19 protein-coding genes are annotated in these 25,233 nt (G+C 72.9%); 9 read left to right on the top strand and 10 right to left on the bottom strand.

What is annotated here, in order from left to right:
• Positions 1-24: 24 nt before the first annotated feature.
• The 4 genes from AC060L_RS01490 to AC060L_RS01475 all read right to left on the bottom strand — a co-directional run bounded on the left by AC060L_RS01490 (position 25) and on the right by AC060L_RS01475 (position 3,084).
• A complete protein-coding gene (locus tag AC060L_RS01490) occupies positions 25-684 on the bottom strand; it encodes a hypothetical protein (protein ID WP_483796405.1) in 660 nt (219 codons plus the stop codon).
• Between the two features lie 65 nt (positions 685-749).
• Positions 750-1,238 (bottom strand): hypothetical protein, encoded by a 489-nt coding sequence (locus AC060L_RS01485; RefSeq protein ID WP_483796404.1) that lies wholly within the window; start codon positions 1,236-1,238, stop codon positions 750-752.
• The gene (locus AC060L_RS01480) at positions 1,235-1,981 is read right to left on the bottom strand and encodes a septum formation family protein (protein WP_483796402.1); all 747 of its coding nucleotides are present in this window, start codon (positions 1,979-1,981) and stop codon (positions 1,235-1,237) included. The genes AC060L_RS01485 and AC060L_RS01480 overlap by 4 nt, the downstream gene beginning before the upstream one ends.
• Before the next feature lie 107 nt (positions 1,982-2,088).
• Positions 2,089-3,084: a helix-turn-helix transcriptional regulator gene (locus tag AC060L_RS01475; RefSeq protein WP_483796400.1), complete on the bottom strand. Its 996-nt coding sequence runs from the start codon at positions 3,082-3,084 to the stop codon at positions 2,089-2,091.
• A gap of 64 nt (positions 3,085-3,148) precedes the next feature.
• Here AC060L_RS01475 and AC060L_RS01470 point away from each other — a divergent pair, with 64 nt between their 5' ends.
• Complete coding sequence (locus AC060L_RS01470) at positions 3,149-3,604, top strand: hypothetical protein (RefSeq protein ID WP_483796398.1); 456 nt, start codon at positions 3,149-3,151, stop codon at positions 3,602-3,604.
• Positions 3,605-3,858: 254 nt separating this feature from the next.
• Positions 3,859-4,269: a VOC family protein gene (locus tag AC060L_RS01465; protein WP_483796396.1), complete on the top strand. Its 411-nt coding sequence runs from the start codon at positions 3,859-3,861 to the stop codon at positions 4,267-4,269.
• 105 nt (positions 4,270-4,374) lie between these two features.
• Here the strand turns inward: AC060L_RS01465 and AC060L_RS01460 are convergent, their stop codons facing one another.
• Together AC060L_RS01460 and AC060L_RS01455 are read right to left on the bottom strand one after the other, a co-directional pair.
• Positions 4,375-7,107 carry an FtsX-like permease family protein gene (locus AC060L_RS01460; protein ID WP_483796605.1) on the bottom strand — a complete coding sequence of 911 codons (2,733 nt, stop codon included), beginning with the start codon at positions 7,105-7,107 and terminating at the stop codon, positions 4,375-4,377.
• 47 nt (positions 7,108-7,154) lie between these two features.
• Complete coding sequence (locus AC060L_RS01455) at positions 7,155-7,943, bottom strand: ABC transporter ATP-binding protein (protein ID WP_483796394.1); 789 nt, start codon at positions 7,941-7,943, stop codon at positions 7,155-7,157.
• A 361-nt stretch (positions 7,944-8,304) separates the two neighbouring features.
• Here AC060L_RS01455 and AC060L_RS01450 point away from each other — a divergent pair, with 361 nt between their 5' ends.
• Complete coding sequence (locus tag AC060L_RS01450; protein WP_483796392.1) at positions 8,305-9,018, top strand: SDR family oxidoreductase; 714 nt, start codon at positions 8,305-8,307, stop codon at positions 9,016-9,018.
• A 586-nt stretch (positions 9,019-9,604) separates the two neighbouring features.
• Here the strand turns inward: AC060L_RS01450 and AC060L_RS01445 are convergent.
• Positions 9,605-11,824, bottom strand: a complete 2,220-nt coding sequence (locus AC060L_RS01445; protein ID WP_483796390.1) for an NADP-dependent isocitrate dehydrogenase — start codon at positions 11,822-11,824, stop codon at positions 9,605-9,607.
• A 440-nt stretch (positions 11,825-12,264) separates the two neighbouring features.
• Between AC060L_RS01445 and AC060L_RS01440 the strand changes: the two genes are divergently transcribed.
• The 5 genes from AC060L_RS01440 to lnt all read left to right on the top strand — a co-directional run bounded on the left by AC060L_RS01440 (position 12,265) and on the right by lnt (position 20,024).
• Positions 12,265-12,840, top strand: coding sequence for a (2Fe-2S)-binding protein (locus tag AC060L_RS01440; RefSeq protein ID WP_483796389.1), 576 nt, complete (start codon positions 12,265-12,267; stop codon positions 12,838-12,840).
• Positions 12,833-13,822 (top strand): FAD binding domain-containing protein, encoded by a 990-nt coding sequence (locus AC060L_RS01435; RefSeq protein ID WP_483796387.1) that lies wholly within the window; start codon positions 12,833-12,835, stop codon positions 13,820-13,822. Before AC060L_RS01440 ends, AC060L_RS01435 begins: the two co-directional genes overlap by 8 nt.
• Positions 13,819-16,035 (top strand): xanthine dehydrogenase family protein molybdopterin-binding subunit, encoded by a 2,217-nt coding sequence (locus AC060L_RS01430; protein WP_483796385.1) that lies wholly within the window; start codon positions 13,819-13,821, stop codon positions 16,033-16,035. Before AC060L_RS01435 ends, AC060L_RS01430 begins: the two co-directional genes overlap by 4 nt.
• 450 nt (positions 16,036-16,485) lie before the next feature.
• Entirely contained in the window at positions 16,486-17,055 is a 570-nt protein-coding gene (gene tpx, locus AC060L_RS01425; RefSeq protein ID WP_483796383.1) for a thiol peroxidase, read from the top strand.
• 50 nt (positions 17,056-17,105) lie between these two features.
• On the top strand, positions 17,106-20,024 hold the full coding sequence (gene lnt, locus AC060L_RS01420) for an apolipoprotein N-acyltransferase (RefSeq protein WP_483796381.1): 2,919 nt from the start codon (positions 17,106-17,108) through the stop codon (positions 20,022-20,024).
• Positions 20,025-20,052: 28 nt separating this feature from the next.
• Here lnt and AC060L_RS01415 read toward each other — a convergent pair whose 3' ends face one another.
• The 3 genes from AC060L_RS01415 to AC060L_RS01405 form a co-directional block, all read right to left on the bottom strand.
• Entirely contained in the window at positions 20,053-20,673 is a 621-nt protein-coding gene (locus tag AC060L_RS01415) for a hypothetical protein (RefSeq protein ID WP_483796379.1), read from the bottom strand.
• 125 nt (positions 20,674-20,798) lie between these two features.
• The gene (locus AC060L_RS01410; RefSeq protein WP_483796377.1) at positions 20,799-23,540 is read right to left on the bottom strand and encodes a SpoIIE family protein phosphatase; all 2,742 of its coding nucleotides are present in this window, start codon (positions 23,538-23,540) and stop codon (positions 20,799-20,801) included.
• Positions 23,541-23,683: 143 nt separating this feature from the next.
• Positions 23,684-24,466 (bottom strand): SDR family NAD(P)-dependent oxidoreductase, encoded by a 783-nt coding sequence (locus AC060L_RS01405; RefSeq protein ID WP_483796375.1) that lies wholly within the window; start codon positions 24,464-24,466, stop codon positions 23,684-23,686.
• A gap of 189 nt (positions 24,467-24,655) precedes the next feature.
• On the opposite strand from AC060L_RS01405, the gene AC060L_RS01400 reads away from it, so the two are divergent.
• Positions 24,656-25,231, top strand: a complete 576-nt coding sequence (locus AC060L_RS01400) for a TetR/AcrR family transcriptional regulator (protein ID WP_483796373.1) — start codon at positions 24,656-24,658, stop codon at positions 25,229-25,231.
• Positions 25,232-25,233: the final 2 nt, after the last annotated feature.

Here is a 25,233-nt window from a genome sequence, read left to right as displayed (position 1 = left end):
GGCCACCGACGTGCCTCAGCTGGCTCAGCCGCCCACTCGCCGTGCCAGGAAGGTCAGTTGGTCCCGCACCAGCACCGCCTGGTTGAGCGAGCCGGTGATGACGGGGTAGCCGCCGTGCCGCATCACGAACGCGATGTTCCGCCCGTCACCGACCAGGTGCACGCCGGAGTTCTCCAACGGGCCGAATCCCGCCAGCAGTTCGCCGAGCAGCTGAGCCATCGCCGGCGCGCCGGTCGCGATCCGGTAGGCCGCGTCGACGGCCGGCTGACCGGTGCCCGCTTCGGGAAGCTCCTGGAGCGGGGTGATGCTGCCGTGCCGAAGCCGACGCGAGGTCACCTCGAACGGCGGGAAGGGCCGGGCCGCCTGCACGGTCAGCCGGCAGCCGAACCGCTCCTCCCGCGTCACCGTCCCGATGCTGCGGCTCGTCTGCTCCTGGTACTCGTAGCGCAGTTCGACCGGCACTCCCTGCGGGCTGCCGCTCAGCACGACCCGCACGTCGAGCGGGTTCTTCGATGAATGGCCGCGCCGCATCTCGGGGTTGGCGATCCGGATGCCGAGGTTGGTCGCCGGGTCGCCCTCGACGACGGTGAGCCCGAGCTGGTGGGCGAGCTGTCCGGCCTGGTACTGGGCGTACTTGCGGCTGCTGCCGCGCGTCAGCAGCACTCCTCGGACGGCGAAGAACACCAGGGCCAGTGGAGCGAGCGCGTACAGGATGTCTTTCTGTTCAAGCCGATTGATGCTTCGGGCGGTCAGTGGTGTGGCGGCTGCCAGTCGGACACGGGCGCCGGCGCCGGGCCGCAGAGCAGGCGCGCGAGGCCTGCCGCGTCCTCGATCCGCTTGATGGTGAGCTGCCGCCCGCCCCGCAAGGTCACCTCCACCTCCTGGTGACCGTCGCCCATGACATTGACGTTGACCAGCTGGACCCGCCGGACCTCGGCCGGCAGGACGGTCAGCGTCCCGGTCAACCGCCGCCACACGAAGCCTCGTTCGTGGACCTCGACCACCTGCCGCCAGGCCAGGACGTACGGCGAGATGAGGAGCGTGCCCAGCACCAGCGCGTACAGCCCGTCCATCCGGGTCAGCGGACCGGTCGAGGACAGCACGCTGCCCAGCCCGGTGAGCCCGACCAGTCCGGCGAACAGGGCGAACCCGGCGATGTACTGGAGGTACGAGTTCCAGCGGAAGACTCCGCGGAACCGGGCGACGGGGGAACCCAGATCCGCTTCGGGCCCGTTCACTGCTTCAGGGCCGAACCGACGAGCTTGGTCTTGTTCCCGTTGTCCACGGCGCAGGTGACGAAGCGGTCGAGGTTGGCCCAGGAACCGGCCGTGGGGTGGAAATCGAAGATGCTCGCGTTGCCGCCCAGCTTGTCCTGGTCCAGGGTCAGCCCGCCGGCGATCTTCTGGCAGGCGTCCTGAGCCTCGGCTGTGATCTTCGAATCGTCGTAACCGGCGTCCGTCAGCACCGACGTGCCGATCACCTGGGCGTCGTGCGCCTGGTCGCACGGGATGGCCACGATCGAGGCCACGGGGGTGTTGTCGGCCGGCTCGTCGAAGCACTGACCCGTGGTCAGGGAGCCCACGGAGAGGGCGCCGCTCGCGGTGACCTTGCCGTTGCTGTCGACGCTCGCGGTCGGCTGGTGCGTGATGGTGAGGGAGACATAGGCGAGAAAGCCGCCCATCCCGACCACGAACACGCCCAGCGCGCCGAAAGTGATGAGCTGGAAGCGGCTGAACATGGCCTTCTTCTTCACCGGTATGTAGCCCGGCGGCGGCCCGGCCGGAGCCGGGTAGCCGGGCTGGGCCACGGCCTGGGCCTGGTACGCGGGCTGGGCCTGGTACGCGGGCTGGGCCTGGTACGCGGGTGGGAACTGCGCAGCCGGGTGATCCTGCGCGGGCGGCTGCCACTGGCCGTTCGCACCACTCGGATCGTTCAGCTCGTTCAGCTCGTTCGCGTTGTTCGGTTGGTATGGCGTAGCCATCGCCGTGCAGTCACCTCTCAGCATGCTCTCCTGTTGCACCGTCCACTCTGCCCGCCGTGAGCAGCACCAGCATCGGTAGAACTACGCTGTCGCCTACGCAAGTCCGCTCAGCGCACGTCCCCTCGACCAGCCGGTCCCGGGCGGCCGTAGAGCGCGGCGAGCTCGCCCGCCGTCTGCGCCAGGCGGTCGCGCAGCTCGGCGGGAGCGAGCACCTCCACCTCGGCCCCCAGGCGCAGGAACTCGCCGTGTGCGTGCTCGACCGACTCGATCGGGACGATCGCGCGGGTCCACCCGTTCGCCTCACCCGCCTCGCCCTCCTCGTCCGCGAGCGGGCGCGGCGACAGGTGGCCCGCGCGTTCGAGGCCGCGCGGCGAGAGCCGGACGGTCGCCTCGGCGGTGTGCAGGCGGGCGTGGAAGTCCGCGAGGTAGGCACGCCAGTGTGCCGTCAGGTCGAAGCCGGCCGGCGGCTCGAAGGTCTCCGGCAGGATCCGCACGGCCAGCATCTGGTCGACCCGGTAGGTCCGCAGGCCACCGCTGCCGCCCGCCACCAGGTACCAGCGCCCGGCCTTGAGCACCAGGCCGTACGGCTCCAGCCGCCGGTCCACCTCGGTCGGCTCCCGCCAGCGCCGGTAACGGACTTCGAGCACCCGGCGGTCCCACAGCGCCTCGGCGACGGTCGGCAGGAACGGCACCTCGTCCGGCTCGCCATACCAGCCGGGGGCATCGAGCAGGAACCGCTCCTGGATCCGCCCGGCCTGCTCGCGCAGCCCGTCCGGGAGCGCGGCGCGCAGCTTCAGCTGGGCGGCGGCCAGCACCGGCCCGAGGCCGAGGGCGGCGGCCGGGCCGGGCAGCGCGGCGAGGAAGACGGCCTGCGCCTCGTCGGCGGTGAGTCCGGTCAGCCGGGTGCGGTAGCCGTCGAGCAGGCGGTAGCCGCCCGCGTGGCCGGCGTCCCCGACCAGCGGCACGCCGGCCGCGCTCAGCGCCTCGACGTCGCGGTACACCGTGCGGACGGACACCTCCAGCTCGTCGGCGAGTTGCTGGGCGGTCTGCTGACCGCGGTTCTGGAGGAGCAGGAGGAGGGAGACGAGTCGGCTCGCGCGCATGCCGCCAAGTATCGGCAACTCCCCTGACAGAAGATGTCAGTGATGCCTCACTAGCGTCCCTCCCATGAACGACTTCGACTTCCTCCTCGGCACGTGGGACGTGCACAACCGCCGGCTGGCCAAGCTCTTCGTCGGCAGCGACGACTGGCAGGAGTTCCCCGGCCGCAGCATCGCCCGGTCGATCCTCGGCGGCACCGGCAACACGGACGAGATCAGCTTCCCCACCCTGGGCAGCCAGGGCATGACCCTGCGCCTGTTCGACCCGGAGCGCCAGGAGTGGTCGCTGTACTGGGCGAGCAGCCGCGACGGCCTGCTCCGCCCGCCGGTCGTCGGCCGGTTCACCGATGGCCGGGGCGACTTCTACGGCGACGACACCCACGAGGGCCGCCCGGTGAAGGCGCACTTCAGCTGGACGGACATCACCGGGGACTCGGCCCGCTGGGAGCAGGAGTTCTCCGCGGACGGGGGTCTGACCTGGGAGACCAACTGGACCATGGACCTGACCCGCGTCGCCGAGTAGCCACCCGGGTATGGCGCACCCGGCCGGGTACAGGGGTCCGGGCCGTGTGCGTCATCCCCGGGGTCTGACGACAGGCCCCGGGGCCGGGCGGTGACGACACGCCGCAGGAGCCGCGAAGGTGAACTCGTTCGTGGCATTACGGGGCGTTGCGCCACCGCCGATCGGCGGTCTGCCGAAAGGCTGCGGGCATGAGAGAAGAACGCACCATCAGTCCCGTGCCCGAGGGTTGCCCCCGGGTCTCGCCCCATCTGTTCGTGGCTGGAGCCGAGGCGGCGATCGAGTTCTACTGCAGCGTGTTCGGGGCCACCGAGCGGATGCGGATGCCCGAGCCCGACGGCCGGATCGGGCACGCCGAGCTGTGGATCGGCGACTCGCTGATCATGCTGGCCGAGGAGTTCCCCGAGCACGACGCGCTCGGCCCGAAGTCGGTGGGCGGCACGCCGGTGGCGATCAGCGTCCACGTGGACGACGTCGACGAGGTCTTCGAGCGCGCCGTCGCGGCCCGGTCCAGCGTGCTGCGTCCGGTGGTCGACGAGATCTACGGTGACCGGGTCGGCATGTTCGAGGACCCGTTCGGCCACCGGTGGATGGTGGCCACGCACGTCGAGGACGTGCCGCTGGAGGAGATCGCCCGACGCCTGGCGGCATCCCAACTGCCGGTCTGAATCGTCGGCTTGGCGATCGCTCGGACGAACGGCCCCGACCCGGGCGGCCTGTGGGCCGCCCGGGTCGGGTGGGGTGAACGCCACTCCTGACGGAGCGTCAGAATGTCAGCTCGCGCGCCGGGCCAGCGGGACCCGGGAGCTGGTGGTGACCGCCGCCGCGAGCCCCGCGAGCAGCGGCAGGACGAGCACCCCGATCACCATGAAGGCCCAAGGGGCCGTGATGTGGGTGTCGTTGGCATACGGGCCGGTGAAGGCGGCGTCCCGGGCCCGGCGCAGCGCGACCGCCGGGACGAATCCGCAGGCCGTCCCCAGCACCGCTCCGATGACGGCGATGCTGCCGCACTGGAAGCCGGAGAGCGTCCGGCGAATCCGCGGCGGTGCACCGACGGCGGCGAGCGTGGCCTGGTCATCCCGCGAGTCGGCGGCCGCCAGGCCGGTGGCGATGCCGGCGGCGCCGAGCACCACCAGGGCCGCGAAGCCGCTGAGGGCGAGCGTGGTCACGTCGCTCTTGGACTGGTAGCCGCGCTCGATGTCCAGCGAGGCGAGCGAGTCGATCCGGCCGACGGCGGCCGCGGCCCGCTGCTCGGCCTTGGCCGACGGCGGGGTGGCGGGCAGCCAGATCGAGGCCGTGGGGCTGGAGCTCAGGCCGACGCTCTTGACCGTGTCGGGGCTGATCAGGCCTGCGCCGTAGTAGGCGTCGGCGGGATTGTCGATCAGGACCGCGTCCACGCTGATCTCGCGATCGGAGACCTGCGGCACCTGACCCGGCTGCACCGGCCCGCCGCCGCTGGCGCCGCGCAGCACGAACGTGGCCTTGCCGTCCTTCACGAAGCCCGGGTTGAAGATGACGGCCTTGCCCGCGGCCAAGGCGGCCTCGGCCGTCGGGTCGTGCAGCGCGAAGAGGTTGTGCAGGACGCTCGCGTCGCCGGCCAGCACCCGGCCGCCGTAGGAGTCGGGACCGTTCGGATTCGCACCGGACCCGAGCCACTTGAAGTTGACGACGCTCTGGCACTGCGGGCAGAAGATGTAGTTCACCTGGGAGACGTCGGCGCGGTCGCCGAGACCGGGCAGCTCCTGCGTGACCGCGGCGCGCAGGCTCGGCAGCGTCGGGCCGTCGCCCACCACGCTCAGCATGACCGAGCCACTGGGCGCGTGGGCCCGGTACATGCTCCTCGCATCGGCGTCGGTGCTGCTCGTGTAGACGCTGACGGCGACGGCGCCGGACACGGCGGCGAGCACCGCGGCGATCGCGGGGGCGGTGCGCCCGCGGTGACGGGCCGAGTCGCGCAGCGCGAGCCGGGGGCCGAGCGGCAGGTGCCGGGCGAGCCGGCCGAGCAGGCCGACCAGCAGCGGGGTGCAGGCGAGCAGGCCGAGTTCGGCGGTCATCGAGCCACCGAGCACGGCGATCGTCTGCGCGTCGTACGCGCCGACCACCGGCAGCCCGGGCCGGCCGCTGCTCGCGCCGAGCAGCGCGATGACGGTCCCGGCGGCCACCATGACGACGCCCAGCGCCGCGAGCAGCCGGCTCGGCGGCTTGGTGGTGACCCGGCCGGTGAGCGCGGTGACCACGTCCACCCGGGCGGCCTGGATCGCCGGCAGGACGGCGGCGAGGACGGCGGTGGCGAGTCCGACCGCCGCGATGGCGAGCAGGTCGAGCGGGTGCAGGCTGAAGTGCCCGAAGCGGCTGCCGGCCCGCTGCTCGATCCACGGACGCAGCACGCCGACCGCGCCGGTGCCCAGGACGATGCCGGTGACCGCGCCGGTCACGCCGAGGACGACGCCCGCGCCGATGACCACCGCCCGCACGTGCCTCTGGTCGCCGCCGCCGGCGGCCAGCAGTGCGAGCTGCCGGCGGGAGCGGCGGGCACCGACGGCGAAGGCCGGGCCGGCGAGCAGCGCGGTCTCCAGCAGTGCCATCCCGGCGACCGTGGCCACCACGACCGTGGCCGAGGACCGCAGGGTGGACTGCGAGTAGATGATCTGGGTGCGGTAGTACGGGACCGCCGAGCGGGCGGGCGGATCGAGCGCCACGCTGCGCGAGGTGACGGTGAATCCGTACTTGTCGAGCTCCAGGACCTTCGTCCAGTCGAGCCGCGCTCCGGCGGGCAGCCGGACCAGCCAGGCCGCGGGATCGGCGGACGCGCCGCCGCCGGCCGCCGCGTCCTGCTGCTGCCCGGCGGTCTGCGGCAGGGCGGCCAGCGGAGCGATCAGCTCGCCCGGACGGCCGATGACCTCGACCTTCGAGAGGTCTCCGGGGTACTCGGCGACCGCGGTCAGCGTGTACGACCGGCCCTCCAGGCCCTTGAACGTGGTGGTGTCGCCGAGGGCCAGCCCCGAGGCGTCGAGGAACGCCTGCGTGACGGCCACCTGGTACGGGGCGTTCGGCGCGTGGCCCTTGACCACGTCGAGCCGGCCGGACCAGAGCGAGCCGGTCAGATCGGCCTCACTGGTCGCGGTGAGCAGCAGACCGGCGCGGGAGGTGGCGCTCGCCTGCGGCCCGGGGCGCACCGAGGTCAGCACGCTGCCGGGCGGCAGCAGCTCGGTGGCCAGCGCGGCCGGATCGGCGGCGGCCGCGGCGCTCCTGGTCTGTTCGGGCGTGGCCGGCTGGCCGATGGTGGGCCGCCTGACCTGGGTGCCGTCATCGGCGAACGGGGCCTGCACCACCGTGTTGCCGAGCGCGAACGCGGTGACCAGTGCGTCGGAGGTGCCCATCAGGCGCTCGACGCGCTCGTTCGGATCCAACTGGGCGCTGCGGTAGGCCACATCGGCCCCGGCGACGCCGAGCACGGGCAGCGCGATCATCGCGACGACGAGTGCGCTGCGCCCCTTGGCGCGCATCGCGTCGCGGCGGGCGATCCGCAGCGCCAGGCGCCAGGCGGAGAGCTTCACTTGGCCGCCTCGATCCGGCCGGCCACCCGGGTGGCGATGGCGAGCAGGTTCTCGGCGCTCTGCCGACCGGTCTCATCGACCAGCCGGCCGTCGCGCAGGAAGACCACCCGGTCCGCCCAGGCGGCGTGCCGGGCCTCGTGGGTGACCATCACGGCCGCCGCGCCCGCGTCGCAGCGGGTGCGCAGCACGGCCAGGACGGCTTCGCCGGTGGTGGAGTCGAGGGCGCCGGTGGGCTCGTCGGCCAGCACCAGGCGGCGCTCGCCGATCAGCGCGCGGGCGATCGCGACGCGCTGCTGCTGCCCACCGGACATGTCGTCGGGGAACCGGTCGGCGAGTTCGCCGATACCGATCTCCTCCAGCGCCGCGAGCGCCTCGCGCCGGGCGGTACGGGTTGCCGTGCCGTCCAGTTCGCGCGGCAGCATGATGTTCTCCGCCGCCGTCAGCGCGGGGATCAGGTTGTAGTCCTGGAACACGTACCCGATCGCCCGGCGCCGCACCGCCGCCAGCTCCTTGCGGGAGAGCTCGCCGAGCGAGCTGCCCTCGACCAGCACCCGGCCCTCGCTCGGGGTGTCGAGGCCGCCGGCCAGCGTCAGCAGCGTGGACTTGCCGGAGCCGGACGGGCCCATCACGGCCACGAACTCACCCGGGAACACCTGCAGATCGATCTCCCGCAGCGCATGCACCTCGGCGGCGCCCCGGCCGTGCACCCGGCTGGTCCGCTCCAGCTGCAGGACGGCTCGCGCTCCGCTCCCGCTCTGCGTCCTGGTCGGTTCTGTGAAGGACAAGGCTCCCCCTCAAGGGCTACATACTGGATATGCATACTTGGTATACAGCTCCGCGCAATCCGGCGCGGCTGCATACTGAGTATGTATACCGGGTATGCAGGCGCCGCTCAAGTCGGCACCGCGACTGACCTGCTCATCCCGCGCCGGAACAACCACACACAGAGCAACCACACGCAGCACGCGGGAGAACCAGCACAACCCTCACTCGTTCGGGGCTCGTTCGGGCGACCGACCCCCGCCGGACCCCATGAACCCGCTAGCGTCGCTCACGAAGTACGAACGCGCTCCGCCGAGCAGTAGCGGAGCGCTATTTGACGCTGCGTCACCTTCCAACGGATCCGCGACTACCCCGAGGACATCCATGCCCAACCCCACCCCCCTCGCCGACTCGCACGTCGTCGTCATCGGCGGCACCTCCGGCATCGGCCAGGCCGTCGCGCTGCATGCCCACGACGCCGGCGCGCGGGTGACCGTGGCGAGCCGCAAGCCCGACCGCGGCGGCCTCCCGGACTCGATCGCCGCCGAGGAGGTCGACCTCAACACCACCGAGAGCATCGAGAAGCTGTTCGACCGTCTCGGCTCCTTCGACCACCTCGTCCTCTCCGCGGGCCCCGGTGCGCAGGGCAGCGTGCGTCAGCTGACCTCGGTGCAGGCGCGCCAGTTCATGGACACCAAGTTCTGGGGCTACTACGACGCGATCCGGGCCGCTGCCGACCGGATCAGCCAGAGCGGGTCCATCACGCTGATCGGCGGCGGCGCGAGCCGCAAGCACGCGCCGGGCCGCCCGATGATGGCCGCCATCAACGCCGCCCTGGAGGCGTTCGGCAAGGCCAACGCGATCGACCTGGCGCCGATCCGGGTCAACGTGATCGCCCCCGGCCTGGTCGACTCCCCCGCCTACCAGCACATCCCGGACCACATCCGGGAGGGGATGTTCGCCAACTACGCGAACAACGTCCCCGCCGGCCGGGCCGGCCAGCCCGACGACATCGCGACCGCGGCCGTGCTGCTGATGACCAACACCTTCATCACCGGCACCATCCTCGACATCGACGGTGGCAACCAGATCTCCTGACCGGCAGATCTTCTGACCGGCGCCTCGTCAGCACAGCCATCGGCCCCGCCGCAGCCATCGCCGCGGCGGGGCCGACCTGCGCCGTGCTCCGCCGTCCTCGGCCGCTCTCCGCCGTCCTCCCCCGGCTGACGTGCGGTCACATCGCGGTCACCGGGCAGCCGTCCGGGTCCGCCCGAAGCGCCGCGCGCTCCCAGAGTGCGCCGACGGGACCCGGCGCACCGAAACGAGACCGGATCGAATCGGCACGCCCTGGCGTAGACAGCCGATCTTGTGGAAAGCCTCTGCATACCCGACGGATCGGGGCCATCGGCTCTGGGGCCCGGGACATCGGGTATAGGAACGTGGACACCGCATGTAACCGGCCGAGGAGGTGAACGCAATGACCCGGATCCGGATCACCAAGCGCCCTGCCCAGCCCCACCCGCGCCCACCCCTCGACCTGCGCACCCCGTCCGGCCGCCCGCTGCCGTACTAGCGGCGCAGCCGGGCCCCCGGCAGCCCCAGCAGCCCCGGAACGCGAAACGTCCCCGGTCCCGTCGAACGACGGGACCGGGGACGTTCACTCACTCAGGTTCGCTCAGTCGGCTCAGCCGAGCGTCGCGAGCGCCTCGTTCAGCGTCTTCGACGGACGCATCACCGCCGCCGCCTTGGCCGGCACCGGCTGGTAGTAGCCGCCGATCTCGACCGGCGAGCCCTGGACCGCGATCAGCTCGTCGACGATCGTCTGCTCCTGCTCGGCGAGCGCCTTGGCGAGCGGGCCGAACGCCGCGGCCAGCTGCGCGTCCGTGCCCTGCTGCGCCAGCTCCTGGGCCCAGTACATGGCCAGGTAGAAGTGGCTGCCACGGTTGTCGATGCCACCGAGGCGACGGCTCGGCGACTTGTCCTCGTTGAGGAACGTGCCGGTGGCCCGGTCCAGCGTGTCGGCCAGCACCTGGGCGCGCGCGTTGCCGGTGCTCTGCGCCAGGTGCTCGAAGCTGGCGGCCAGCGCGAAGAACTCGCCCAGGCTGTCCCAGCGCAGGTAGTTCTCCTTCAGCAGCTGCTGCACGTGCTTCGGCGCGGAACCGCCGGCGCCCGTCTCGAACAGACCGCCGCCGTTGATCAGCGGGACGACCGAGAGCATCTTGGCGCTGGTGCCCAGCTCCAGGATCGGGAACAGGTCGGTCAGGTAGTCGCGCAGCACGTTGCCGGTGACCGAGATGGTGTCCTCGCCACGGCGGATCCGCTCCAGCGAGAAGGCGGTCGCCTGCTCCGGCGACATGATCTCGATCTGCAGGCCCTCGGTGTCGTGCTCCGGGAGGTACGCCTTGACCTTGGCGATCAGGTTGGCGTCGTGCGCGCGGCCCTCGTCCAGCCAGAAGACGGCCGGGCTGCCGGTGGCGCGGGCGCGGGTGACCGCGAGCTTCACCCAGTCGCGGATCGGCACGTCCTTGGTCTGGCAGGCGCGGAAGACGTCGCCGGCCGCGACCGGCTGCTCGATGACGACGTTGCCGGCCGCATCGACGAGCCGGACCACACCGTCGGCGTGGATCTCGAAGGTCTTGTCGTGGCTGCCGTACTCCTCGGCGGCCTGGGCCATCAGACCGACGTTCGGGACCGAGCCCATGGTCGTCGGGTCGAACGCGCCGTGCGCGCGGCAGTCGTCGATGACGACCTGGTAGACGCCCGCGTAGCTGCTGTCCGGGATGACCGCCAGGGTGTCGGCCTCCTTGCCGTCCGGGCCCCACATGTGGCCGGAGGTGCGGATCATGGCCGGCATCGACGCGTCGACGATGACGTCGCTCGGCACGTGCAGGTTGGTGATGCCGCGGTCGGAGTCGACCATCGCGAGGGCCGGACCCTCGGCCAGCTCGGCCTCGAAGGACGCCTTGACGGCCGCACCGTCGATCAGCGCGTCCAGGCCGCCGAGGATGCCGCCGAGGCCGTTGTTCGGGTTCAGGCCGGCCGCGGCCAGCGCGTCGCCGTACTGCGCGAAGGTCTTCGGGAAGAACGCGCGCACCACGTGACCGAAGATGATCGGGTCGGAGACCTTCATCATGGTGGCCTTCAGGTGCACCGAGAACAGCACGCCCTCGGCCTTGGCCCGGGCGACCTGGGCGGTGAGGAACTCACGCAGCTCGGCGACGTGCATCACCGAGGCGTCGACGACCTCGCCGGCGAGCACCTTGACCGACTCGCGCAGCACCGTGGTGCTGCCGTCGGCGGCGGCCAGCTCGATCCGCAGCACGCCGTCCTCGGCGATGACCGCGGACTTCTCGGTGGAGCGGAAGTCGGCGGCGTCCATGTGGGCGACGTTCGTCTTCGACTCGGCCGACCAGGCGCCCATCCGGTGCGGGTGGGTCTTGGCGTAGTTCTTCACCGAGAGCGGGGCGCGGCGGTCGGAGTTGCCCTCGCGCAGGACCGGGTTGACGGCGCTGCCCTTGACCTTGTCGTAACGGGCCCGGACGTCCTTGTCCTCGTCGGTCTCCGGGCTGTCCGGGTAGTCCGGCAGCGCGTAGCCCTGCGCCTGGAGCTCGGCGATCGCGGCCTTGAGCTGCGGGATCGAGGCCGAGATGTTCGGCAGCTTGATGATGTTGGCGCCGGGGGTCTTCGCCAGCTCACCGAGCTCGGCGAGGGCGTCGTGGATGCGCTGGCCCTCCTCGAGACGCTCGGGGAAGCTCGCGATGATCCGGCCGGCCAGCGAGATGTCACGCGTCTCCACGCTGACGCCCGCCGTCGAGGCGTAGGCCTGGATCACCGGCAGGAGCGAATACGTCGCCAGGGCCGGGGCCTCGTCAGTGTGCGTATAGATGATGGTCGAGTCAGTCATCGGTGCTCCGCTTCACGTCTACAACGTCTCGACATCAAGATATCTTGTGATCGCCGCTCCCCGATACCAACCCCCACCCAGTGGCACACCCCGCTGCTCCGAACGGGTAGCGAGCGGGTGGCGGGCGGCTCGCCCCCGGCCGTGCGATCGGACCGGAAGGCTGCGGGCACCGGCCGAAAGCCGGGGGCACGCCGGTACGCCGAATAGGCATGAACCGGACAACAATGACCCCCTTCCGCTTACGCCGCGCGACCCCAAGCTGACTGCGCGTCAGCCCGAAAGACGCCCAACCCCACTTTGCCAGGCCCGACTTGACTCAACCCGAGCGACTCTATCCGGCCATGGTCGCGCTGCCGCACAGCTCCCCTAGCCTGTGCCACACACGCCGCTCGCACCGGCGAGCGGCGACATCCGGCCACGAAGCGGAACGGGGAGATTTCATGGGGGACGCCACGGTTGCCGTGACCCTGAAGGTCAACGGCCGTGACTACGACATCGACATCGAGCCGCGCGTCACGCTGCTCGACGCCCTGCGAGAGGTGATCGGCCTCACCGGCACCAAGAAGGGCTGCGACCGCGGTGAGTGCGGCGCCTGTACCGTCCACTCGGACGGCCGTCGGATCAACGCCTGCATGACCCTCGCGGTGATGCAGGAGGGCAACGCGCTGACCACCGTGGAGGGCCTGGCCGACGAGGGCCGCCTGCACCCGGTCCAGCAGGCGTTCGTGGAGAACGACGCGTTCCAGTGCGGTTACTGCACCCCCGGGCAGATCATGTCGGCCGTCGCCTGCGTCGCCGAGGGCCACACCGGCGACGACGACGAGATCCGCGAGTGGATGAGCGGCAACATCTGCCGCTGCGGCGCGTACGCCAACATCCTCAGCGCGGTGCGCTGCGCGGCCGCCGAGCGCGCGGCCTGCCACCAGGCGCTCAACGCCTCCGCCACGCGTGCCGCTGCCGTCGGCGCCGCCACGTCCACCGCTCCCGCGACTGCTCCGGAGTCCCACGATGCGTGATTTCGCGTACACCCGAGTGAGCGAGCCGGCCCGCGCCGTCGCGATGCTCGCCGAGCGGCCCGAGGCGACGCTGATCGCCGGCGGCACCGAACTGATCAACCTGCTGAAGGAACGGATCGCGCAGCCGGAGCTGCTGATCGACGTCTCGCACACCCCGCTCGACCAGATCGAGGTCACCCCGGAGGGCCTGCACCTCGGTGCGCTGGCCCGGATGAGCGACGTCGCCGCCCACCCGCTGGTGCGGGCCCAGTACCCGGTGATCTCCCGCTCGCTGGAGCTGTCCGCCTCCGCCCAGTTGCGCAACATGGCGACCATGGGCGGCAACCTGATGCAGCGCACCCGCTGCGTCTACTTCCGCGCCGACTACCAGCTGCCGTGCAACAAGCGCCTGCCCGGCAGCGGCTGCGCCGCGCTGACCGGTGCGCACCGCACCGCCTCGATCTTCGGCGGCAGCGAGCAGTGCATCGCCACCCACCCGTCCGACGTCGCGGTCGCCCTCGCCGCGCTGGACGCCGTGGTGCACGTGCAGGGGCCGACCGGCGTGCGCAGCATCGCCTTCACCGACTTCCACCGGCTCCCCGGCGACCAGCCGGAGCGGGACACCGTGCTGGAGCCGGACGAGATGATCATCGGCATCGACGTGCCGGCCGGCGCGTACACCACCCGCTCCGACTACCTCAAGGTGCGCGAGCGCGCTTCGTACGAGTTCGCGCTGGTCTCCGCCGCGGTCGCGGTCGAGCTGGACGAGCAGGGCACCGTCAAGGCCGCCCGGCTCGCGCTCGGCGGGGTCGCGCCGAAGCCGTGGCGACTGCGCCACGCCGAGGCCGCCCTGGTCGGCGGGCCGCTGGAGCCGGCCGCCATCCGGGCCGCGCTGGAGCCCGAGTGGAACGCGGCCACTCCGCTGGACGACAACGCATTCAAGATCGAACTGGCCGCGAGGACCATGGTCCGCGCACTGACGGGAACAGGAGAGGCCCGGTGACCACCGCATCCGCCCCTGGCAAGCCCCTGACCAGGTCCGACGCCATCGTGAAGGTCACCGGCGCGGCCCGCTACACCGCCGACCACCACCCCGAGGGCCTGACCTACGCGGTGCTGGTGACCTCGACCATCCCGGCCGGCCGGATCGAGGAGATCGACACCGCCGCCGCCGAGGCCGTGCCGGGCGTGATCCGGATCCTCACCTACGCGAACACCCCGCGGCTGAACCCGATCCCGCCGACCATGGTCTACCGGCAGGAGCTGATGCCGCTCCAGGACCAGCAGGTCCACTACGAGGGCGAGCCGATCGCCCTGGTGATCGCCGACCGGCTGGAGCGCGCGACGGAGGCCGCCGCGCTGGTCCACACCCGCTACACGGTCGAGCCCGCCATCACCGACTTCAAGGCCGCGCTGCCCGACGCGAAGCCGACCGACGGCTACTGGGGCGCCCCCGGCGCCACCGCCGCCGGCGACATGGCGGACGGCCTCTCCAAGGCGGAGATGATCGTCGAGCACGACTACGGCACCTCGACGCGTCACCACTCCCCCATGGAGATGTCCGCGACGGTGGCGCAGTGGAGCGACACCCCCGGCGGCGGCGAGCTGCTGCTGTGGGATGCCACCCAGTCCACGCACGAGGCCCGCGACGTGGTCGCGCACGCGCTCGGCATGGATCCGGACTCGGTGCGGGTCCTCTCGGAGTTCACCGGCGGCGCGTTCGGCGCCAAGGGCTTCCCGTGGCCGCACGAGATCATCGCGGCGATGGCCGCCCGCGAGATCCGCGGCGCCGTCAAGCTGGTGCTGACCCGGGCGCAGAGCTTCACCTCGCACGGCTACCAGCCGCCGACCCGCCAGCGGATCACGCTCACCGCCACCCTGGACGGCCGGCTGACCGCGCTGCAGCACGACGCCACCAACCAGACCTCGAGCTACGCCGTCTACACCGAGATGTGCTGCGAGGTCACCCGCAGCCTGTACGCCACTCCGGCGCTGGTCACCAACCACTTCACCACCCCGGTCAACATGCAGCTGCCCACCCCGATGCGGGCGCCGAACGAGGGCCTGGGCATGTTCGCCCTGGAGTCGGCGATGGACGAGCTCGCCTACGAGCTCGACATCGACCCGGTGGAACTGCGACTGCGCAACTTCGCCGAGCTGGACCCGACCAACGGCAAGCCGTTCTCGGCCAACGCGCTGAAGGAGTGCTACGCCGAGGGCGCCCGGCGGTTCGGCTGGGAGAAGCGCCAGATGGCGCCGCGCTCGATGCGCGAGGGCAACGACCTGATCGGCTGGGGGATGGCCGCCTGCGCGATGCGCGCCTACCGGCTGCCGGCCGCCGCCCGGGTGGACCTGCACGCCGACGGGAGCGTCACGGTCGCCTCCAGCGCCCCGGAGATCGGCGCCGGCGTGCGCACCGTGATGCCGCAGATCGCCGCCGAGGTGCTCGGCTGCTCGCCCGACCGGGTGACCCCGCTGATGGGCGACAGCTCGCTGCCGCGCAGCCCGATGACGGTCGGCTCCGCGATCACGCTGAGCGTCGGCTCCGCGGTGCACGAGGCCGCGAACGACCTGCGTGAGCGCCTCGCCGAGCTGCTCTGCGGCGACCCCGACCAGGGCGGACGGATCTCGCTGGAGGGCGACGAGGTGGTGCTCGCCCGCGGCCCGCGGGCGAAGCTGAGCGAGCTGCTGGAGCGCGAGGGGCTGACCGAGCTGAGCTCGACCGGGACGTTCCTGCCGAACTTCGATCCGCCGCACTCGATGATGAGCTTCGGCTCGGTCTTCGTCGAGGTCCGGGTGGACGAGGCGCTCGGCCTGACCCGGGTCTCCCGGGTGGTCGGCACCTACGCCGCCGGCCGGATCATCAACCCGCTGACCGCGCGCAGCCAGATGATCGGCGCGATCACCTTCGGCATCGGCGCCGCGCTGCTGGAGCAGTCCCCCGTGGACACCACGCTGGGCCGGTACCTCTCCAAGAACCTGGCCGGCTACCTGCTCCCGGTCAACGCGGACATCCCCGAGCTGGACGTCGCCTTCATCGACGAGTACGACACCGACGCCAGCTCTATCGGCTCCCGCGGCATCGGCGAACTCGGCGCGATCGGCCTGCCCGCCGCAATCACCAACGCCGTCTACCACGCGACCGGCAACCGCCTGCGCAGCATCCCGATCGCCCCGGAGGAGGTGCTGGACCTGACCGCCCGCGGCCGGGTCTGAGCCCGCAGCCTGCCGGAGGGTGGCCGCTGACGTCCCGTCAGCGGCCACCGCCGCACCCAGGACCGGTTCGGCGGCGGTTGCCCAGGGGCGGGCGGGCCCTTGCGGCGGGGCCCCGGCCGCCGGCGATGCGGTCGGGGCCCCGGCTGCGCCGTCAACGCACCGGGCGCCAGATCTCGGGCAGCCGGTCGCCTCTTATCAGCCGCTCGCCTCTTGGCGGCACCAGCCAGGCGAGCAGTTTCCTCAGCAACATCACGTAACTCCTTTCTTTCGTCGCGGTCATGCCACGACCATGCCTACACCAGGTAGCCGGGTGAATCCACCCCGTGACGTGTTCCCGCCGTGAACCGGCCTGCGATTGGCCGAGGAGGCGTGCTTGCCACGCCCGACATCGCCCGAACAGCGCAGCGTCACCGGCTTCCGACGCAGCGTCAGCTGCCGTACCGTCTGAGCATGCGGCTAGGAGCACACACGACGGAGACCGTGCCGGAGCGCACCGGTGAGGCGTTCGAGCTGGGCGAGCGGCTCACGGTGGTCGGCGACCGCCTGTCGGTCGGGTCGGCGGCGCCCGCCTTCACGCTGGACTGGCTGGCCGAGGCGGACGGCGCGATCAGCCAGGTCCGGCTCGGCGACACCAGCGGCTCGGTGCGGCTGCTCAACGTGATCAACTCGATCGACACCCCGGTCTGCCGGGTGGAGACCCGCTCCTGGGAGGACCGGCTGGCCGAGCGGGTCACCGACGGTCAGGTGCAGCTCTACACGGTCAGCATGGACCTGCCGTTCGCGCTCGCGGCCCGCGGCGGGGCCGACGGCAGTGGCGGCGGCCACCTGCTGCTCTCCGCGCACCGCAGCGCGGCCTTCGGGCGGGACTACGGCGTGCTGCTCAAGGAGTGGCGGCTGCTGCAGCGCGCCGTCTTCGTGATCGACCGACACGACCGGCTCGCCCACGTCGAGTACGTCGCGGACCAGATGCGCGAGCCGGACTACGACGCCGCCCTGGCCGCGCTCGACCGACTGCCCTAGTGGACCCGGCCGGACGGGCCGGTGCGCCGGCGCGGGGCGAGGATGGGGGCATGGTCGAGCGAGCGGGGCCCGGCTCCGTACGGCAGGATCTGGCCGGCCCGCTGCGTGGGCTGCTGACCGGCCAGTGCCTGGGCCAGGGCGCCGACGGACTGGCCCAGATCGCGTTCGCCCAGTTCGTCCTCTTCGACGTGGGCCGCAGCGCCACGCCCGGGCGGATCGCGCTCGTGCTCGCGGTGACGCTGCTGCCGTTCAGCGTGATCGGCCCGTTCGCCGGCGTGCTGCTCGACCGGTTCGACCGGCGCCGCGCGCTGGTCGTGGTCTCGGTGCTGCGCGCACTGCTGGTGGTGGCCGGGGCGGTGATCGTGTCGCAGCGCTGGACGGCGGCGGCCTACGTCGCCGTCCTGCTGCTGCTCTCCTCCTCGCGGCTGGTGCTCAACGCGAAGGGCGCCGCGCTGCCGCGCACGGTGCCGCGCGAGCGGCTGGTCCCGGCGAACGCGCTCTCCGCGCTGACCGGCTCCGCCTCGGCGTTCATCGGCGCGGTCGGCGGCTCGCAGTTCGTCGGCCGCTCCACGGCGGCCGGCTTCCTCGGCGCGGGCGTGCTGTACGCGGCGGCGGCGCTGGTCTTCGGCCGGCTGCCGTACCTCGGCGGGCACACCGGCGGTCCGGTGCTGCCGCGGCTGCGCCGCACCGCCGCCGACCTCGCCGACGGCGTCCGGGTGGTGCTGCGGACCCGGGCGATCCGGCGGCCGCTGGCGGCGGTCGGGGTGCACCGGCTGCTGCTCGGCGCGGGCTTCGTGGTGCTGGTGCTGGTCGCCGACTCGCAGTACCAGCTCAAGGCGTCCGGCTACGGGATCGCGCTCGCCGCCACCGGCCTGGCCACCTTCGCGGCGAGCGCGGCAGCGCCGCCGCTGGCCGCGCGGTACGGCGCGCTGGCGCTGGTGCCGACCGCGTTCCTGCCGGCCGCCGCGGCCGCGTACGTCGGCGGGCTGGCGCCCTCGCTCTGGGTGCTGGTGCCGTGCGTGGGGCTGGCGGCGTTCGCGTTCCAGGTGCTCAAGGTCTGCGCGGACGCACTGGTCGGCGGCGCCTCGCCGGACGCGGCGCGCGGCCGGGTGTTCTCGCTCTACGACATGCTCTACAACGTCTCGTTCGTGCTCGCCGGGCTCGCGATGGTGCCGTGGTGGCACCCGGGGCGGGAGCGGGCGCTGCTCTGGTGGGTGGCGGCCGGGTTCACGGCGGCGTGGGCGGTGCTGCGGCTCACCGAGCCCGGCGGCGTCCGGCTGCGGCTGTGGCCGGGATCGGGGCCGGGGCTGCCGCGCGGCGGTCGGGCCGGCTGGGGCCGGCGCGGCAGGCAGGCGCGGCGGGCCGAGCGTAAGGCGCTCCGGGCGGCACGCCGCGCCGCACGCTCGGGACCGCCGCCGTGGCACGGCCGGGCCGCTGCCTTCACGGCGGGCGTGCTGCCCGCGCTCGCCTTTCCCGGGCCCGCCTGGTGGTGGCTGGCGTGGTTCGCCCTGGTTCCGCTGATGCTGGTGATCCGCCTCGCGCCGACCCGGCGGGAGGGGGTGCTGCGCGCGTGGTGGGGCCTCGGCGCGTTCGAGGCGGTCACCCAGTACTGGCTGGTGCCCAACATCGGACCGGCGCTGGCGATCGTCGCCGCGCTGATCGGCGCGCTCTGGCTGCCGTGGGGCTGGGCGGTGCACCGCTACCTGGCACCCGCACCCTCACCCTCACCGGCACCCTCACCGGCAGCCCCCGCTCCCCCGCCCGGCCCGGCGGCCTCGCTGCGCGCCATCTGGGCCCGCGCGGTGCCGCCCGGCCGGCCCGACGGCGGCCGGCGCGCCGCGGCCGCGCTGCTGGTGGTGCCGAGCGCCTGGATCTGCGCGGAGGCCGTCCGGTCCTGGCAGAGCCTCGGCGGTCCCTGGGTGCTGCTCGGCGCCTCCCAGTGGAACCGGCCCGCAGAGCTCGCCTCCGCCGCGATCGGCGGCGTCTGGTTCACCGGATTCCTGATCGCGGTGGTCAACACCGCGCTGGTGGTGCTGCTGACCCGCCGCCGGCCCGGCCCGCGGGCGGCCGTGCTCGCCACGGCGGCGGCCGCACTGGCCGTCGGCCCGCTCTGGTCCGCGCTGCGCCCGGCGCTGCCGGTCACCGGGACGGTCCGGATCGGCCTCGTGCAGCCCGGTGTCTACGCCGACAACGACGAACGCCAGGCCTGGGAGCAGGCGGCCACCGCCGGGCTCGCGCCGCTGCACCCGGCGCTCGTCGTCTGGGGCGAGAGCAGCCTCGGCGAGGACGTCACCCCCGCCCGGCTCGCCGCCCTCCAGCCACTCGCCCAGCAGCTGGACGCCGGGCTGCTGGTCAACGGCGACGCCGTCGCATCGGACGACTCCGGCATCTACAAGCGGTCGGTGCTGATCGAACCGGGCGGACCGAGCAGCAGCTACGACAAGATCCGCCTGGTGCCGTTCGGCGAGTACATCCCGCTGCGCTCCGCGCTCGGCTGGCTCACCAGCTTCAGCAAGGCGGCGCCGACCAACCTGCTGCGCGGCGACCACACCACGGTGATGCACAGCGGATCGCTCGCGTTCGGCCCGCTGATCTGCTTCGAGTCCGCGTTCCCCGACATGGCGCGCACCGTGGTCGCGCACGGCGCGCAGCTGCTCGTGTACCAGTCCGCCACCTCGACGTTCCAGGGCAGTTGGGCGCAGCCGCAGCACGCCTCGCTGGTCGCCGTCCGGGCCGTCGAGACCGGACGGCCCGCGGTGCAGGTGAGCCTCACCGGTGACAGCGTGGCGTACGACGCGCACGGCCACCCGCTCGCCTGGCGGGACGCCGACTACCGGGGGGCGTTCGTCGTCGATGTCCCGCTGACCACCGGCAGCACGCCGTACCAGCGGGCCGGTGACTGGATGGTCGCGGTCGCCTTCAGCGCGCTGGCCGGCGCGGCGGCGCTGTCCGGGCTCGACCGCCGCTGAGACCCTGCTGAGGGGGCTCAGGGACGGCTCAGGAGGGATTGGTCCGGCGGTCCAGCAGCACCACCTCGAACTCCTCCAGGCTGCGCAGCACCACACCCGCCCGCGGCACGCCGACGGCCCGCACCGCCGCATGCGGGCCGCGCGAGGCCGCCAGCGCGGCCACGTCGGCGAACATGGTGCCCGCCATCGCATGCCCGGTGCCGCGGTCGAGCAGCAGCGAGGCACCGAGGAACCCGGGCAGCGCCCGGAGCCCCGGCAGCACGAACTCCCGGAACGTGTCGGTCAGTTGGTCGGCACTGGCCGGGTCGAAGTCGAGCCGGGTGAGCCGCCAGCGGGCGCCGGGACCGGGCGGGGTCTGCGGCGGCTCGAAGACCGCCGCCTCCATGCTGTCGGTCGTCACCGTGGCGGCGAACGGCGCCAGCAGCTCGGAGCGCCGCGCCTGCAACTGCGTGTTGCTGGCCCGCTCCGCCTGCCGGCCGTCCCACCAGGACGACATCAGGATCTTGCCGAGCTCCCGGTCGGCGAAGAGCGCGAAGCCGCGGTAGCCGGCCTGGGGCAACAGCGCCGGCACCGACTCGCGGACCAGCGCCTCGACGGCCCGGCTCATCCTGGCCGGGTCACCGGTCGCGTAGGTGGTGCGGATCTGCATGGGGTGCTCCCGTCTCGGATGACACGTGACAGCTCAATCCGACGGTCGGATGACCAGCCGGGCAACGTGGACAGTCCGTTCGGTCGACGCGTAGGGCCTGTCGGGGTGAAGGTCGCCGCCGACGGTCAGCCCAGCGCCTGCTCGGCCCAGATCACCTTGCCCTGCGCCGTGTACCTGGTGCCCCAGCGCTCGGCGAACTGGGCGACCAGGAAGAGCCCGCGCCCGCCCTCGTCCAGGCTCGCCGCGTAGCGCAGGTGCGGCGCGGTGCTGCTGCAGTCGGACACCTCGCAGATCAGCGTGCGGTCACGGAGCAGCCGGACCCGGATCGGCTCGGTCGCGTACCGGATCGCGTTGGTGATCAGCTCGCTCAGGATCAGCTCCGTGGTGAACGCCAGCTCGTCCAGCTCCCAGTGCGCGAGCTGACGGCTGACCGCGGCGCGGACCTCGGAGACCGCCGCCGGGTCCGAGGGCACCTCCCAGTGCGCGACCTGGTCGGCGCCGAGCACCCGGGTCCGGGCGACCAGCAGCGCGACGTCGTCCACCGGGTGCGCCGGCAGCAGTGCGCCCAGCACCGCCTCGCAGGTCTCCTCGGGGTCCGGGCGGGCCTGGCCGAGCGCCCGGCGCAGCATCTCCAGGCCGACGTCGATGTCCCGCTCGCGGGACTCGACCAGCCCGTCGGTGTAGAGCACCAGCCGGCTGCCCTCCGGCAGCCGCAGCTCCACCGCGGTGAACGGCAGCCCGCCGAGGCCGAGCGGCGGCCCCGCGGGCACGTCCGGGAACTCGACGGTGCCGTCCGGGTGCACCACGGCGGCCGGCGGGTGCCCCGCCCTGGCCATGGTGCAGATCCGGGAGACCGGATCGTAGATCGCGCACAGGCAGCTGGCGCCGATCACGGCGTCGCCGGCGCCGGAGGCCGTCTGGTCCTGGTCGAGCCGGTTGACCAGGTCGTCCAGGTGCCCGAGCAGCTCGTCCGGCGGCAGGTCGAGGGTGGAGAAGTTGTGCACGGCGGTCCGCAGCCGGCCCATCGTGGCGGCGGCGTGCAGACCGTGGCCGACCACGTCGCCGACCACCAGCGCGACCCGCGCGCCGGACATCGGGATCACGTCGAACCAGTCGCCGCTCACCCCGGCCTTGGCCGGCAGGTACCGGTGCGCGACCTCCAGCGCGTTCTGCTCGGGCAGACCGTGCGGCAGCAGACTTCGCTGCAGCGCGACCGCCATCGCGTGCTCGCGGGTGAAGCGGCGGGCGTTGTCGATGCTCACGGCGGCCCGGGCGACCAGCTCGCGGGCGAGCGAGAGGTCCTCCTCGTCGAAGCGCTCGGGTCGCTCGGAGCGCCAGAACTTCGCGACCCCGAGCAGCACCCCGCGCGCGCTCAGCGGCACCCGGACCACCGAGTGGATGCCGTGCTCCAGCAGCCCCGCGGCCCGCTCCGGGTCCTGGGCCAGCCACTCGGTGGAGCCGCTCAGGTCCGGGTCGTAGGCCGCCTCGCCGCTCTCCACGCTCCACCGCCACGGCGTGTCGGGGAGCAGCGTGACGGTCTCGCCGACCGGGTAGAACGGCGGGTGGTCGCTGATGCCGGCCACCGCGACCCGGCGCATCTGCGCGTGGTCGCCGGGCACCGGCTCCTCGCCGCGGAAGACCGCCTCCAGCAGGTCGACGGTGACGAAGTCGGCGAACCGCGGCACCGCGACCTGGGCCAGCTCCTCCGCGGTGCGGGTGACGTCGAGCGTGGTGCCGATCGCGACGGTCGCGTCGTACAGCAGCTTGAGCCGGCGGCGGGCCGCGACGGCCTTGCCGGAGACCGCGTGCAGCTCGGTGGAGTCGCGCAGCGTGGCGACGCTGCCGGGCGGGCCGCCGTCGCGGTCGGTCGGCCGGACGTTGACGACCAGCAGCCGGTCGCCGGTCATCAGCACCTCGTCGCTGAGGCCGCGGCCGCCGGAGAGCATCTCGACCGCCGCCGGGTCCAGCCCGAGTCCGCTCACCGGGCGTCCCTCGGCGTCGGGGGGCAGGTCGAGCAGCCGGCGCGCCTCGTCGTTGGCGAGCAGCAGCCGCCCGTCCGCGCCGATGATCAGCACGCCCTCGCGGACGGCGTGCAGCACGGCGTCGTGGTGCTCGTACATCCTGGTCATCTCGACCGGGCCGAGGCCGTGCGTCTGGTGCAGCAGCCGCCGGCTGGCCAGCGCGGCACCGGCGGTCGCCAGCAGCAGCGCGCCGGCCGCGGTGCCGAAGATCAGCGGCAGCTGGCGGTCGACCACGCCGCTCACCTTGCTGATGGTGATCCCGGCGGAGACCGCGCCGACGATGTGGTGGCTGTCGTCGTAGACCGGCACGACCGCCTGCACCAGGCGGCCGATCGTCCCGTTCACCTCCTGCGTGACCACCTGGCCCTCCAGGGCCGGCTGGTAGACGCCGACGAACTTCTTGCCGATCCGGTCCGGCAGGGGGTGCGTGTAGCGGATCCCGTCGGTGTTCAGCACCACGATGAAGTCGACGCCGGACGCCATCCGGGCCGCCTCGGCCTTCGGCTGGAGGATCGCCGTCGGGTCCGGCGACTGGATCGCGGCGGCGGTGCCCGGCGCGTTCGCGAAGGTCTGCGCGACGGCCACCGACCGGTTCCGCGCCTCGTTCGTGCTGTCCTTCTGCGACTGCAGGACGAGCGCCAGCACGGCCGCGACCACCAGCAGCAGCACCACGACCACCTGGAGCAGGAACACCTGCCCGGCCACGCTGCGCAGACCCCTGGGCCACCGAACGCGACGCTCCGGGCGCGCCACGGCCCCCGGCGGCGACTCCTGTCCGCCCCGCGGACTCCCCCGGCCGCTGCCGAGCAGCCGAGCGGCCGAGGAGCGGACCTTCAACCGGGCCATGCGCCCTGTCTACGCCGATTGCCACCGAGGGGCCACTGGGCGCGCTGCGGGGGTGGGAAAGTCGGCCGGACCGGCCGGGTCGGCATGCGCCCGCTCGGCACCGGCCTGCTCGGCACCGGCCTGCTCGACACCGGCCTGGGCCGTCAGGACGGGTCCAGCACCGTGCGCGTCACCCGGGCGGCGATCGCGGCGACCAGCGAGCGCGGCCGGCGCGGCGCGAGGTGCGCGCCGGGCCAGTTGCCCACGCCGGGCGTGACGTAGGAGCGGTCGCGGGCCAGCGCGCGCAGCGCCGTGCGGACCACCATGGCCGGTTCCGCCATCCGGCCCACGGCCGCGCGCCGGGTGCCGATCACGTCGAAGAACCCGGTCTCCACCGGGCCCGGGCAGACCGCCAGCACCCGGACGCCCCGGCGCCGGACCTCCTGGCGCAGCGCCAGCGAGAAGTTCAGCACGAAGGTCTTCGAGGCGCCGTAGACCGAGAAGTACGGCGTCGGCTGGAACGCGGCCGCGGAGGCCACGTTCAGCACCGCGCCGCGCCCGCGGGCCAGCATGCCCGGCAGCAGCTCGTGCGTCAGGTCCACCGGCGCGAGCACGTTCACCGCGAGCTGCTCGCGGTCGCGCTCGGCCGGGTTCTGCTCGAAGCGGCCGCAGGTGCCGAAGCCGGCGTTGTTCACCAGCACGTCCACCTGGACGCCGAGGCCGGCGAGCCGCTCGCCGATCCGCGCGGCCGCGCCCTCGACCGAGAGGTCCTGCACCAGCACGTGCGCCGCCACGCCGTGGCGGGTGCGCAGCCGTTCGGCGAGCGCGGTCAGCCGCTCCTCGGAGCGGGCCACCAGCACCAGGTCGTGCCCCTGGGCCGCGAGCTGCTCGGCGAACTCCGCCCCCAGACCTGACGATGCCCCCGTGATCAGAGCCGTGCCGCTCATCTGTTCCACCTCGTCCATCTCGTCGATCTCATCGATCTCGTCCGTCCGGGCCGGTCCGGCCGCGTTCCGCTCAACTGTTGCAGGAGAGTAGCAGTTCTGCAGTTAACCGCAACACTGCTGTTGCAGTTATGGGCCGAGCCGCAGCACGGCTGTATCGTTCGGGGGACAACCGAAGAGACCGGAGGCAGCATGTCCACCCCCGCCCAGCGCCCCCTGCGGGCTGACGCCGAGCGCAGCATCCGGGCCATCCTGCAAGCCGCCGAACGGGTGCTCGCGCAGGATCCGGGCGCCTCGATGGAGCAGATCGCCGAAGCCTCCGGCGTCGCCCGCACCACCGTCCACCGCCGCTTCGCCAGCCGTCAGGCGCTGATCGAGGCACTCAGCGGCACGGCCGCCGAGCAGCTCGCCCAGGCGATCGAGGACAGCCACCCGGAGACCGCGCCGCCGCTGGTCGTGATGCACCGCGCCACGGCCAACGTGCTGCGGCTCAAGCACGTCTGGCGGTTCGCCCTCAGCCAGCCGCACGCGCAGGACGGCGCGGCCGGCGCGGCCTGGCAGGCGATCGACGACCGCTGCACCCGGCTGCTGGAGCGGGCCAGGGACGACGGCCTGATCGACCGGAACTCCGACCTCGACTGGCTGCGCCGGGTCTACTACGCCCTGCTCGGCGAGGCCGCGCACCACCCGTCGGCCTCGGACGCGAACGCCGACGCGGACGCCACCCGGATCGTCGACACCTTCCTGCACGGAGCCGCGCCGCGCTGAGC

It is taken from the genome of Kitasatospora sp. NEAU-69, from assembly GCF_057158765.1.
This window is presented reverse-complemented; position numbering and strand designations above follow the sequence as displayed.